Below are 14,251 nucleotides of genomic sequence, written 5' to 3'. Positions count from 1 at the left end.
AATAAATCTTTGAACAACATTTGTTCACGTCCCTCTGACTACGGAAATAATAAGTATATCTATATACATCGTCAGTCTGAAGAATTTATTAAATAGGCTAAATTTATTATTTTAGTGTGCGATACAAAACTGATTTCTTCCGCCTTTTTTAGCTTCATACAAAGCACGATCGGTTTTTTCTAACAACTCGTCATCAGCATATAAAGGATAAAACCCTATCCCAAGCGACACTGTCATTGATACCGTTCTGCCATCAGGAATCACAAACTTGTGCTCCTGGATATTTTGGCGGATCGTCTCTGCCCATCTGATCGCTTCTGCATGCTCTTCTACATGTTCAAGAATAATTGCGAATTCTTCTCCCCCTTTGCGAAAACAATAATCGAATGAGCGTACACTGCTACATAGCACTTCAGCAAATTGAGCCAGTACCGCATCTCCAGCAGAGTGACCGTATTGATCATTAATCACTTTGAAATAATCGATATCTAACAATAGTAATGAAAAAGGAATTTTCTTTTGCTGACTTAATTGATTGTATTTATATGTAAATCCACGATAGTTGTATAACCCTGTCAAAAAATCAAATTGAACTTCTTTGCTCATCGCATCATAAATCTTGTTATACCGCCGTAACCGTTCGATCAGCAAATAAGTAAATATAAACGACGAAAAGAGCACCACAATAAATAAAATCAGTGTCGTCTTTTTTGAAAATCCAGTCCATAACAGAAAAATAAGCAATGAATTCAATGTCGATAACAGTGCAGTCATAAACCATTTGTAACGAAAAGAAGGCTTGGTTCGAAATACAAAATAGGCGATCACAAATGTAATACAAGCATTAGCTATCCCTAAAAAAGAAACACCAGTAATCGAAGCAGAAAACCATAAGCGTGCTATTGAAATCAGCATAGTCGTAATAATGCCAGCCATGCCACCGCTTAATACAGTAGCTACAATAATAGGAATTTGTCTCAGATCAAGCAATGTTCCATTATCTAATTTGAAGGTGAACTGCATTTGGACGATGCCAAATATCCCTAGAAAAATCCCTGTTAACATCTTAAACGCAAATGGACTGATACGTGGATTACTACGCACACTGCGAAAAAGAGCATTACCAAAAAATAAAAAAGTAGAAATGATACAAAAATTAATAAACAAGTCTTTTATGATCATAAATACAGTACCCCTTTTACTCTAAATCACGATTGATCAATAGGTTATCTATTCTTGAGAGCAAAAGGCTTGATCGCTGTATTCAGCTCTATTCAAACTAAGATTGCCCATTCAATTAAGTTACTGTCTTTTTTACTTTTTGTTAAGCATAAGACAATCTGACATGAAAATCACTTCAAATTTGTCTTTTTTTACTTTACAATCTAAAAGGTTTTCGATAAAATGTCCAATAGACCAATCATCCTACCTTTAGGAGTGAACATTATTTTTAATAAATTGGAAAAGCAGTCGTTGGTAGATCAAGTCTATGCTCAGATTGAACAACGAATCAAAAATAATAGTTGGGCGATCGGAACACGAATTCCCAAAGAAGCTGAACTGATGGAGCAATTTGGCGTTAGTCGCAATACATTGCGAGAAGCGATTCGTGCGCTTGTGCATGTCGGTCTATTATCGACAAGACAAGGTGATGGAACCTTTGTAATAGCAAATAGTGAACTTCATTCGGTATTGCAAAAGCGGGTACAGCACTCTACTGTTGTTGAAATTCTAGAAGTACGTCATGCTCTAGACCGAGAAGCTGTAGCTCTAGCTTGCCGTAGACGAACCGATGATGATCTACAGCAAATGGATCATTATGCTAATTTGTGTCAGCAACATATGGATGCTGGAGAGATTGAGCAATTTGTAGAAGCAGACTTTAAGCTACATCAAGCTATTACTGCGGCTTCGTATAATCAATTGCTGATTGATCTGTATGCTCATCTTTTTGAACAAATTCAAATGTCGATTACCAGTACTACCGTGCTCAATGATTCTTACTGCACAGGGCATCGTAATTTAATCCAAGCGATTCGTGAACAGCATAGTGAACAAGCGATGTTGATCGTTGATGATTATATTACTTATTTTACAGATCGACTTCAGTCGCTAGATCACTCTTCGTAGTATCAAGCGCATATTAGAAAGGTCAACGCTTATGTATTGCCAGGCGTTGTAGAAAGGACTATAGAAATGAATCGTCATTCGTTGGAGACTGCGGAGTCAGGGTTATCCCTGCGTAATCCGCTTTTTTTATTGATTTGTATTTTGTTAACAGCTCTTAATATGCGTAGTCCAATTACAGCTATTAGTCCATTGTTGGATCTTATCCGGCAGGACTTCCCTGTATCTAATGCAATGGCTGGATTTTTAACAACGATCCCTTTAGTCGCTTTTGCCATTTTATCTCCTTTTGTCGCAAAAATGGCAGGCAAATACGGGATGGAACGCATTATTATCGTATCCCTGATGGTATTAACTCTTGGTGGCTGGTTACGTCCATTTGGTGGATTAACTATGCTCTTAATCGGTACCTTTTTGACCGGTCTTGCGATTGCAATCGTCAATGTTATTTTGCCTGGAATGATCAAACGTGAATTTCCTTTTCGTGTCGGTATTATGACCAGTATCTATTCAATCTGTATGAATGTATTTGCCGCTACTGCTTCTGCGGTTAGCTTGCCTTTAGCCAATGCAGGACTCGGTTGGAAAGGTTCGATCTTGATCTGGACTATGCTTGCAATGGTTGCTTTGATCTTATGGATTCCGCAACAACGTTATAATCAACCCGCCAAATTGCTAAAACATACCGCTCATGCTACTCGCAGTGTATGGCGTTCGCCTTTGGCATGGAAAATCACGATCTTTATGGGTATGCAATCGATGATATTCTATGTATCTATCGCTTGGTTACCTGATATTTTGCAAGAACAAGGGCTGACCAATATCCAATCTGGATATATGTTATCTTTAATGCAATTTTCGATGTTGCCATTTAACTTTATTATTCCTATTCTAGCCGCGAAGCTCAAAACACAGCGTCCTCTTGTTTTATTTACAGTCATGCTGTACTTGATTTCACTGCTTGGTATTATTTTTGTTGATGGGCACTTATGGTGGACGGCTATTTGTTTGATTTTGCTAGGGATTGCAGGTGCTTCTTCATTCAGTCTATCTATGATGTTCTTTAGTCTGCGCACACATACGGCTACCCAAGCGGCTGATCTATCCGGTATGTCCCAATCTATCGGTTACTTGCTTGCGGCTTGTGGCCCAACACTTTTCGGGATATTGCATGATATCACTGGCAACTGGAAATTACCGCTCAGTCTGCTGGTCATTGCTACCTTTATTATTTTGTATACCGGAATGATGGCAGGCGGTAAAGGCTTTATCCATCCTGAAGAAAAACCGGCTTCTGCCAGCTAATTAAGCATAACCTGTGTGATTATCCTCAAATTCGGGTATGTTTAATAAGAGATCAGATTTAAAGGAGGAGCTAAATAATGACTACTGATTTAATTTCAGTGAAGAAGTTGAACAATGGTGTAAATATGCCCTGGTTTGGTCTAGGTGTATGGCAGGTTGAAGATGGTAATGAAGCGATTGATTCGGTAAAAGCTGCACTTAAAAGCGGTTATCGTGCAATAGATACAGCTGCTGCTTACGGTAATGAAGAAAGCGTCGGCAAAGCAATCAAAGAATCAGGGATTGCTCGTGATGAACTATTTATTACTTCTAAAGTATGGAATAAAGATCAAGGTTATGAATCTACCCTTGCTGCTTTTGAACAAACGATGAAAAAATTAGATCTAGACGTATTGGATCTATATTTGATTCACTGGCCTGTTGCAGGTAAATATAAAGATACTTGGCGTGCTATGGAAAAACTATACAAAGACGGACGTATTCGTGCGATCGGCGTAAGTAATTTCCAAACTCATCATTTGGATGATTTGTTAGCAGATGCTAAAGTGGTTCCTGCGGTCAATCAAGTTGAATTCCACCCGCTATTAACGCAATCTGAATTGCTTGCATATAGTGAAGAAAAAGGAATTCAATTGGAAGCATGGTCTCCACTCGCACGCGGTAAATTATTTGATAATGAAGTGATCAAAGAGATCGCTGATAAATACGGTAAAGAGCCTGCTCAAGTTATCTTGCGCTGGGTACTGGATAAAGGTGTAGTCGTGATTACGCGTTCTGTCAAAGAAAAACGGATTGCGTCTAATGCTGAAATCTTTGATTTCAAATTGACTGTCGAAGAAATTGATCGTATCAGTGCGCTGAACAAAAACGAGCGTACCGGTCCAGATCCAGACAACTTTGATTTCTAAATCACTAATAAAGGCTTGAATGTACTGCTATTACAGCGGTGCATTCAAGCTTTTTTTTGATACAAAAAAGCTTCCGACGAGTGCCGGAAGCATAAGAAGAGCGAAGTAGCTACTTACTACTTAAATGACTTTTTCAGTATAAGCGATCAACCTACAATTGAACTACGAGTGCCTAGTAAAGCTTGCTTGAGATGGTTGTATTGATTAAGTATGGAATCTACTCTTCTAGACTGGTCCAATACGCGGCGATCGTGAAGGTCGTAAAACTGCACCATTTCATTAAGTTCCCGGCGCTCTAGTTCTATCGATTCCTCAATCTTTTTTAGATGTTCCAAGAAACTCACCTCCTACCGCGGTATCTTATATAAAGCGTGATAGTGAAAACCATTCTTTTCTCTGACTCTTCTACAATCATGGTCTTCACTATTATAGTACTAGATGCAAATAGAGTACTTTCTAAGAATTTTACCAAACGATTCCTAATTCTACCATATCAGATTTACACGTACTTTAGATTATAAAGTGAACGATTGTCACCAGATTGCCTTATGAACCGAAATGCCCTGAACGAGCTACTTTTGTTTTTAAATATTTTTCATTAAATTCTGAAATGTCTCCCCATAACGGCACACGTTCTTTCACTTCAGCACCAGAGCGTTGCAATGCTTCTAATTTGCGAGGATTGTTAGTAATCAAAGTTACAGGCAATGTACGTAAATGATTCAGAACTGCAATAGCATCATCATAATTACGCATATCATCTTCAAAGCCAAGTTCCAAATTCGCTTCTACTGTGTCTAATCCTTGTTCTTGCAATACATAAGCCATTGCTTTACTGAACAGACCGATACCGCGACCTTCGTGATTAGCTAGATAAAATAAAGCACCTGATCCATGAGCGGCAATCATTTTCATCGACTGCTTCAATTGGAATCCACAATCGCACCGTTTGCTACCAAAGATATCCCCTGTATGGCAAATGCTATGCATACGAATCAAAGCGTCAGGAGATTCTTTGAAATCACCATACACCAATACACTGGACTGTTGCGCTTCTGCTAAATTAGAGGAAGATAACATTTCAATAATTGCTGCTTGATCATATTCACCTTCGCCACAGAGATTACCTGGCATACTGTCACAGCGCAACCAGCAGTACCACTGGAATACAACTGTTTCATTATCCAAATTGACAGGTAAACGAATCGGGCCGACCAAATATATAGATTTATCAGCGCTTGGTACAATCTTAATATGATCTTGCAAAGCAGCTGTAATTTTAGGATTAATCATGGTTATTACCTCCAAAGTCCGTATGTTGGATCATAGATATTATTGTAAGATACGTTGTATTGAATGATATGGATTATATGCCTTCATGCTGGAAAGATGCAAATTGCGCGCGAAAAGCAGCTTCTTTGACAAATTGACTATCCAGTTCAGCTCTAGTCTCCGCACGACGAGCTTGTTCGAATTCTTTTAACCGGTTAGCACTCCAATTGCGTGTAGCCAGTGCATCTATAATAATCGGTGTTAAAATATGAGCATCTTGCATCGCACTGTTCACACCAATCGCTCCGGTCGGGCTAAAGGTATGAGCAGCATCGCCCATAATCACCAGTCCATCTTGTACCCATGTATCGCAGACACAGCTTTGTACTTTGAGTAATACAAAATCTTCCCACGATACGATATGCTGTTCTACGATAGATTGTAATTCAGGAAAAGCTTCAGTCAATGAACGCACAAATGGTTGAAACGGTGTTTTGCGTAGTTGAGGATACGTATCCTGCGGAATATTCCAACCGATTTGGATATAACCGCCTTCTTGGCTGAACAGCGACAATTGCGCATCTTGTGCCAGTGCCATACGTACTGTAGGCGGCCATTGTTCAGGTGCAGGAATACGTGCCCATAATAGATCGAATCCATGTTTTACGATATCTGCATGAATTCCGGCAAGCTTACGTACAGAAGAATAGCGTCCATCGGTACCTATAACGATATCACTATGGATCACTAACTCTTGTCCATCATGTCGTACTTTAACACCGTTAACATTACCATACTGCTCGTCTTTGATCAGATCAATAACAGTGGTATTCATCATTAATTCGTAGTTAGGGTATACAGAAGATTGGTCTAACAGAACCTGTAACAGATGTTTTTGAGGAACATGAATCCCTGTATGTTGTTCTCCAGGTGCAGGTTGAATCGTTTTGATGATTTGACCATGTTGAAAATATTCTACACGTTCCATAAGCAACAGCCCTGCTTCACGCACTTTTTCATAAAGTCCGTATTGCTTCAGAATCTGCTCCCCTTGTGTATTTAAATGTTCACCACGGAACTCTTTATCAATATGGTTATGCCGTTCTAACAGTATGACGGATATCCCTTGTGTAGCCAGCAAATAACCTAACAATGCACCACCAGGACCTGCGCCAACAATACATACATCTGCCACTTTTTCCATTGTGTATTTCTCCTTACCTTGCTTTTCAGTAGCTTTATTTATTACAGCTTCAATAATAATATTTATTAGTTACTTTTAATAAGTTAATTATATTTAAGAGAATAATCATTGTCAACTTTTACTTATCATACCCGATCACCTATACATTTTACGATATGAAAAAAGCTAGAGCGACGCATGCCCTAGCTTCTTTATCGGTTGAACATTACAAATTAATTTGAGGTTTCTGGGAATTTAATCCACTTTTCAAACCGTCGATATCTAATCCATCTGTAGCAAATGCTTGCCGTACCAGCAATGGTTGAATAAATTCATCGTATTTGCCCATATAAGGAGCCTCTTCTTCTGCCAGTAATTGTTCAGGATTCTCGATCCGTTCACATTCTGCGATAATCTCAGCTTCGATCTCAGCAGCATCTGCTTGACCGGATACGACAAAATAGTAAGGCTCTAGCGGTGTTACTGCTCGTAGTCCTAGACGTTCGGATAGATTATGCTTGAGCAATCGTTCCAATGTACGGAAGGACTTGCTACCAACCCATGGTAAAACAAAACAGGAATCCCCACCAGCAGGTAACACGATCTTTTTGAGCAAATCGGTTTCTCTTGCTAATCGACGTGCTCGTTCTAATCGGGTTTTGGCTTGAGGGGCTAGATAAGGATAATGATCATTGGATGCTAAAATTTCGCGAATCTTCTGCATAATCATGGTATCGATATCACCACCTGCGCCAAGCCAGAGCGTATCTACTTTCCCTTTCGAAGATTTGACATAGACTGCCCGATGGCGACTGTCGATCTCTTCGACTTTCCAGAGCTTGCCTGCCAGTGAAAAGCAATAGCCCGGTGGTGGAACGGTCGTAATCGAACCTATTTCTTCTGATCCATTATAGACAGCATGTTCTTCATCGTCTTTGAATACGGCATAGAAGCGGAAATTGTTGACGATCTTTTCTCCGGCTAACCCGATAATTAATGTGCCTTCTTCGGTATATTGAAGATGATCCAGTTGCAGTAAGTATTGAAGAAACGATTGGTATTGCTCTGCACTAAAATGGCGAAAAGGCGGTAATGTCAAAATAGCACGCGCCAATTCAGCAGGCTCTGCTTCGCCCATACTTTTGAGTATACTCATCGTCTGGTGATACAGAATACCGACAGGCAATTTGCGTGCACTGAAAGGCTCTACCCATTTCTGCTTCACATACAATTCAATGACTGCGATCGCTCGTAACATAATCCATGGCATACGTGCCGGCAATTGTGCTTCTTCATCCTCTTCTTCCGGACAGACAAAGATCATTTCTGATACAGACCCTTCACGTCGCCCTGAACGTCCTAATCGCTGAACAAAGCTAGAGCATGAATAAGGCGCACCTAATTGAATAACACGCTCTAATTCACCCAGATCGATGCCTAGTTCAAGTGTCAGTGTCGCCGCCGCTACAGCAGGGCCGTATCCTTCACGTAGAGCTGCTTCGGCTTCTTCTCGTAACAATGCCGAGATACTGCCATGATGTACATGAAAAATATCCGGTTCTTGACGCTTAGCAGCAACAGCTCTCATTTCGAGCGTCATATACTCCGCATCTGAGCGACTATTGGTGAAGATCAGCGCTTTTTTATGATGGGTTTGGTCATAGATAAAGTTATGATACGCTTGTTGCGCATATTCTAATTGTTGAGCTTGTTCTTCATTTCGAGCATTAGGAAATGAAAAGTGTTCAATACTCAAACGCAACTTACGATTGCCTTCCGGTGATACAATCTCAACCGGTTGACCTGTACCTGCGGCTAACCACTGGGTCGCACTTTCGTAATCGCTTAGGGTCGCAGATAATCCGATTCGTTGAGGACGACAGCCACCCATACGCTCAATACGGGATAATTGTGAGAGTACTTGAATTCCCCGATCGGCTCCCATAAACGCATGCACTTCATCGACTACAATATAACGAAGATCGCCGAACAGCGCTGGAATCGAATTGGGACGGTTCATCAACAATCCTTCCAGTGACTCCGGTGTAATTTGTAAAATGCCAGAAGGGTTTTTCATTAATTTGGTTTTCTGTGATTGAGGAACATCCCCATGCCAGTGCCAGACCGGAATATCCGAATCACGCAAAACCCCTTTAAGCCGTTCAAATTGATCATTGATCAATGCTTTGAGAGGCCCTATATATAAAATGCCGACCGATTTGGACGGATGTTCATGTAATGCGGTTAATGCTGGAAAAAAAGCAGCTTCTGTTTTACCAGAAGCTGTACCGGACGCAATCAGTAAATGATGGGAAGTATCCAAAAGCACCCGACAAGCTTCTACCTGTGCTTCACGCATTTCTTTCCAACCACTACGATACATATATTCCTGAATAAATGGAGCCAACCGATAAAATGGATGGTTTCTACTCATAGATCAAACTCCGCTAAAAAATCATCGACTTCATCTTTGGGTGCAGGTGTAGGTGAAGCTGATCCTCTAGATGGTGTACGCTGACTGGAGGCTGAGTTAGGCAATGCATCAGCATCAGCCGCATATCCACCGCCATGCGGATTGGTCGGCGCTGTCGCTAACTGCCCTAACAATTCATCAAACGATAATTCTTCATTAAAATGAAGCGTGTTAAGCAAATCAATAAAATCGCGTACCACTTCACGCGGAGTCAGCAGTTCTTCTGCCCCCATGCGTGAGACAGCAATTTGCATAAAAGCGACCAGTTGATGTTGCTCTAATGTCGATCCATACTTGTGATGCTGACTATGAATATCACGTAACTTTTGTAACATTAATAATATTTCTTCATGTGATAACATTTCTAGTCGAATCACAGGCCCTGCAAAGTTCTTGGTTCCACTGCTACCGAACCGACTTTCAGATAAACGGGAACGTAAAGCTTCATAGCTATATAATCCACGACGCGGGTCTTCGACAAACTGCGGTGTGCCACCGATAAATACACCGAGATGCCCTGCTTTACCTTGCATCGTATCGTTAAAGATCGTTAACAACTTTTCATAATTACTTTGACGGGATACACTATTAGAAATTTTGTATAAATTAACACCTTCATCGACAAATAATAGCAATCCTTGATAACCAATGCGAGCAGCAAACTCTGCCCATAATTTCATATAATCATACCAACCATCGTCATCAATAATCACACCTACATTTAATTCACGTCTGGCTTCGGTACGGGTTGGATATTCGCCACGCAACCAGCGTAGTGCCGATTGTTTGAGCGTGTCTTCACCTAAGCGAATCCCTTGCCAGTACGCCGATAACACTTTGGCAAAATCAAATCCATGCACCCAGCCTTCCATTTCAGACGTTACTGAATGGATACGGCGTTGCACTTCAATCCCTATAGATGGATCGTCTGCAGATACATTGTTTTCTTCCATCACTTGTTGTTGAAGGGTCGATATCCATTTCTGTAACATCGATTCAAGCGCTCCACCGTCTGGACGGGTACGAGTCGATAGATTGGTCATTAATTCGCGATATGTGCCAAGTCCCTGACCTTTGGAACCGGTAAGACGGCGTTCAGGAGATAGGTCGGCATCTGCGACTACAAATCCGCGATCCATTGCATAATTACGGATCATTTGTAGCAAAAAGCTTTTACCACTACCATATCGACCTGTGATTAATTTGAAAGCCGCTCCGCCATCAGCTACATTATCCAGCTCACGCAAAATAGATTCTACTTCATATTTACGACCAACCGCTACATGTTCCAGACCGATACGGGGAACAACTCCTGCCGCAAAAGAGTTCACTAATGCAGTGGTGATCCGTTTGGGAATTTTAACTTCATTCATTTTCTTTTCACCTCATGATGATTGCATCAAGCACTGTTCTATATTCTTCCATAATCGTACCTTCTTCAAGCAAAAGGTCACCGATTGTATCCATCGCCAGATCATTAATTTCATCGACTAGCAGTGCTGGCATTGTGCCACCTTTACTAGCGATATCACGCAATACTGAATCATCCGCTTCATCTAACAATGCGCCCAAAAATTGAATATGATGCGTCTGTAAGCCATCGATCCACTCTTGCCATTCGTTATCCAGTTCGGCAGGCAACGGAGCAATGCTCATCCTCACCTCTTCTGTAAGTTGATCCTGAGGAAGAGATGATTGAGCTTGTAACGTCTGCTCTGTATCGTCTACTGATTGGAGGGTGTCTTGTTGTGTGCCTATCTCTGGCTCTTCTTCTACCAATGGTGATTCAGCATCTACAGCTAATGCATGTTCAGCGATCCATGTTGTCCATTCTTCTTCATTGCTAATCTTCTGTTCTTCACGCAAAGTCAACATATCACGTACCACATTAGAATCCGCTTGTAGTTGTTCAAGTACCGATGTATCAATCTGTACTTGTCTTGGTGCAGGTAATTCTTCTGGCACTGTAAATATACGCTTGATATACCGTTCGATCAAGCGAGCAATCTCTGGTTCAACCGGTGGATTGATACGAAGTCGACCGCTAAATTCCAGATGACGACGAAATTCATTTTCTGTTAATTTGATAATACCTGTCAAAAATTCTCGTAGTGGCTTGTGCTCACATAACGGCAATCGTCTGACAGTAACAGTACGCCCGTAGATTGTAGCATCATAGACAGCACTGCGGAACAAATAACGTTCAGTCTCCCGATATACAGGTGGACGGAAAATCTGGATCAACCTTGCTCCTTGTTGCTTATCTAGAAAAGCATCGACCGCCGCCAACACTTTAGGCACATATTCTTGTATCCATTCGCTACCTTTTTCCACATAGAATCGGCTACGCTGCATATCATAATCAAGTAATTGATGAACCAGTGCAAAAGGAATCTGTGCTGGTTGGGCTGACCAGATACGTTCCCATTCCAGATCAGCTAATTCAGTAGGCAAATGATCAGATGCTTCAATCATAAATTCACTCAGCGGTTCATGCAGGTCATGAACTTGTCCAAAATCAAGTACCCACTGCGGGATATATCGATCTAATTTGATAAACTTTTTGCGATATTGACGCCATAGATTCATTAGATATTGATGCCCTTCTAACGGTTCTGTCCATCCTGCGCCATTGATAATTTCGTAACACATTAAGAAAATATACGATAAATCTGTTGCTGGATATCGACCTTCACGTACTTCTTGACGCCAGTAGAAATACCACTTTTTCTGTCGCCATGTCATACTCTCATAAGTCGGCCAATAACTCATAAATGGAACAAATTCAGCTTCTTCTTCACGATGTTCTATCATTTCATGTGCGCGCTTCGCAAAAACATGCTCTGCGGTCTGAATCGATGATTGAGAGCGCAATTCTTCATCGGTCTCTGATGAACCATACTTCGATGAATCTTCATACGATACATAGCGTGGTGCAAGTTCGCTATCTAGCACGATCTCTTGTGCATGATTATCATGAGCAACACGATGATCTACCGACAAATCGACTTCTGCGATATCGCCTTTTGCTTGATCCTGCGAATAAATGCTTTCATGTTCAGCAGCATTTATAGGCGGAATCTTCCATGTAGACATCGAAGCAGTATCGACCGGAATAGAAGCACTTTTTCCAGTAGAATGAACTACTTTGTAAGTAGGTGGTTGATTAAGATCCATTTCATAGCCACTGATGTCGTCCTGTTCTCTCTCGCTTGCAGATTGTTGATCTGCTGTAGATTCAGGTGGCAAAGTAACAGAAGGACTATCTTCTTTTTTATATTGAAAAGACTGTAACCAGCCTTGATGGTCATAGATAATATGATCTTTTTTCCAATCTTCGTCTATAGTTGTGTCTATGTTAGGAATAGAAAGGTCAGCAGGACGTTCAGGAATACGCAATCCCCGTTCTTCTGTTCCCCATTCAAATTCAGCAAATCCACCTTTGCGCTCACTTACTTGTGGTAATCCCGATTGAAGTGCACGCTTGACCACCATTGGAAAAGCAGGTGGTAACTCGGTCAATGGATGGTCGGGATCGACAATCGCATATTCACGTACTACAGAATGAAATAATTTGAGCAGACTGGTCTGAGCTGTTCGCATATGAGGTTCATCCAAATGTTGACCTTCTGCATAGATCGCCAACCGTAAGCGGGTAGTTAACTTATTCATAGCTTTGTATACTTTGCTCGTTACACTATCTGTTAATTCATCAGGTTCTAAATAAATCGCAATATCGACTCCACCTGGCAACAGCGCTGTTCTTCCAGTCAATAGACTAGCAGGTACAGCAATCAATGGTAATGTCGATTTATTTTTGGTTGAGCTTGTTTTGCTCGACAATTCAGATGCTTCTTGCCAGTATGATCCGAGTGTCGGTTGCCATAGCTTTTGCAATCCAGTCAGTAAAGGCTTTTTACCAATAATCGCAATCTTACATGCTGGAAATTTGCGAATATAAGCTTCCAGAAAATGCTGTAGCGATTCACTATGCTTCATCACTCCGCCTAGAATCCCGCCAGAAATTCCCCAATGTGTTAGAAAATCAAAATGTTGCGTCAAATCACGTTCTGTACCCGGTAAAGCCAAATCTGGAATCAGCAATTGTTCCCACGGGCCGCTGAGTCGTTCAGAACCACGCTGAATAATTTCTTGCGATGTTAATTTACTATTTTTATCAAGTGATGTACCGTCAGCCATTCTACCCATAGGCCCTAACCCTAATTCGCGTAGTACATCTGCTTCGATCTGTCCATGCTCATGTAATCCAACATACGTTCCAGATGCACCTAGACGACGTGATAATTCTACAGCAGGATAGCGAATCCCACTGATCTCGATCATCGGTACAGCTGTGACTTGTCCGACACCATTTTTCTCGTCTCGTCTGCCTTCAAGCACCCATTTGGCATCCATATGAATACTATCTGTAAATTCTTCTGGAGCAGCATATGGAATATATTCTTCAGCAACTTGAAAAGACTGATCTTGTGCATAGGCAGGATCGATACCATAGACGATTTCTTCATCAGGAACATCTTCAAGATAATGATCCAGATCATCTACAGTATAGCTTGATTCTGAAGATGTAGAGATAGCGATAGTCGTAGCAGGTTCACTCCCGCCAGAAAGAACAGCTTCAGCGCTACCATCGTAACTTGCTTCAATCGGTGTACCATCAAATAACTCTAATGTGCCCGGTACTAATCTGGTCAATCGTGTATATAATTTGTGCGCTTCTTCCGGTTTGAGCAGACATTCGCTATGACCGTAAGAGGAGTGTTGCCATCTATGTTCAGCATTACGAAGCGTTTTACCCATAACCATCTGCTGTACTTCCTCAGCTTGTTCCTCTTCAACGACTCCATCGGCGCGCGAAATATGCAGGAAAAAGCCTCGATCTTCTTCGAAGCTTAATAATGCCGTATAGGTTCTGTCTGTATAGGATAGTGGCGATGGTGAATGCATAATAGACTCCTTGCC

10 protein-coding genes are annotated in these 14,251 nt (G+C 41.2%); 3 read left to right on the top strand and 7 right to left on the bottom strand.

What is annotated here, in order from left to right; translation table 11 throughout:
* Positions 1 to 111 precede the first annotated feature (111 nt).
* A complete protein-coding gene (locus QE450_RS22140) occupies positions 112 to 1,182 on the bottom strand; it encodes a GGDEF domain-containing protein (protein WP_307302171.1) in 1,071 nt (356 codons plus the stop codon).
* A gap of 264 nt (positions 1,183 to 1,446) precedes the next feature.
* Between QE450_RS22140 and QE450_RS22135 the strand changes: the two genes are divergently transcribed.
* The 3 genes from QE450_RS22135 (at position 1,447) to QE450_RS22125 (ending at position 4,340) form a co-directional block, all read left to right on the top strand.
* The gene (locus tag QE450_RS22135) at positions 1,447 to 2,130 is read left to right on the top strand and encodes a FadR/GntR family transcriptional regulator (protein WP_307302796.1); all 684 of its coding nucleotides are present in this window, start codon (positions 1,447 to 1,449) and stop codon (positions 2,128 to 2,130) included.
* 66 nt (positions 2,131 to 2,196) lie between these two features.
* Complete coding sequence (locus QE450_RS22130; protein ID WP_274171171.1) at positions 2,197 to 3,432, top strand: CynX/NimT family MFS transporter; 1,236 nt, start codon at positions 2,197 to 2,199, stop codon at positions 3,430 to 3,432.
* Between the two features lie 77 nt (positions 3,433 to 3,509).
* Complete coding sequence (locus tag QE450_RS22125; RefSeq protein ID WP_307302169.1) at positions 3,510 to 4,340, top strand: aldo/keto reductase; 831 nt, start codon at positions 3,510 to 3,512, stop codon at positions 4,338 to 4,340.
* Between the two features lie 146 nt (positions 4,341 to 4,486).
* Here QE450_RS22125 and QE450_RS22120 read toward each other — a convergent pair whose 3' ends face one another.
* From QE450_RS22120 to QE450_RS22095, 6 genes are all read right to left on the bottom strand, one after another.
* The gene (locus tag QE450_RS22120; RefSeq protein ID WP_273614586.1) at positions 4,487 to 4,675 is read right to left on the bottom strand and encodes an aspartyl-phosphate phosphatase Spo0E family protein; all 189 of its coding nucleotides are present in this window, start codon (positions 4,673 to 4,675) and stop codon (positions 4,487 to 4,489) included.
* A 211-nt stretch (positions 4,676 to 4,886) separates the two neighbouring features.
* The gene (locus tag QE450_RS22115; RefSeq protein ID WP_273614585.1) at positions 4,887 to 5,633 is read right to left on the bottom strand and encodes a GTP cyclohydrolase II; all 747 of its coding nucleotides are present in this window, start codon (positions 5,631 to 5,633) and stop codon (positions 4,887 to 4,889) included.
* A 73-nt stretch (positions 5,634 to 5,706) separates the two neighbouring features.
* Entirely contained in the window at positions 5,707 to 6,816 is a 1,110-nt protein-coding gene (locus QE450_RS22110) for an FAD-dependent monooxygenase (RefSeq protein ID WP_273614584.1), read from the bottom strand.
* A 205-nt stretch (positions 6,817 to 7,021) separates the two neighbouring features.
* Positions 7,022 to 9,229, bottom strand: coding sequence for a DEAD/DEAH box helicase (locus QE450_RS22105; RefSeq protein WP_307302167.1), 2,208 nt, complete (start codon positions 9,227 to 9,229; stop codon positions 7,022 to 7,024).
* On the bottom strand, positions 9,226 to 10,641 hold the full coding sequence (locus QE450_RS22100; protein WP_307302165.1) for an ATP-binding protein: 1,416 nt from the start codon (positions 10,639 to 10,641) through the stop codon (positions 9,226 to 9,228). Before QE450_RS22100 ends, QE450_RS22105 begins: the two co-directional genes overlap by 4 nt.
* Before the next feature lie 7 nt (positions 10,642 to 10,648).
* Positions 10,649 to 14,236 (bottom strand): TerB N-terminal domain-containing protein, encoded by a 3,588-nt coding sequence (locus QE450_RS22095; protein ID WP_307302163.1) that lies wholly within the window; start codon positions 14,234 to 14,236, stop codon positions 10,649 to 10,651.
* Between the last annotated feature and the right edge of the window lie 15 nt (positions 14,237 to 14,251).

It is taken from the genome of Paenibacillus sp. SORGH_AS_0306, from assembly GCF_030819345.1.
Lineage (GTDB): Bacteria > Bacillota > Bacilli > Paenibacillales > Paenibacillaceae > Saccharibacillus > Saccharibacillus kyungheensis.
The sequence above is the reverse complement of the archived record's forward strand: the minus strand, read 5'-3'. Positions and strand labels throughout refer to the sequence as shown.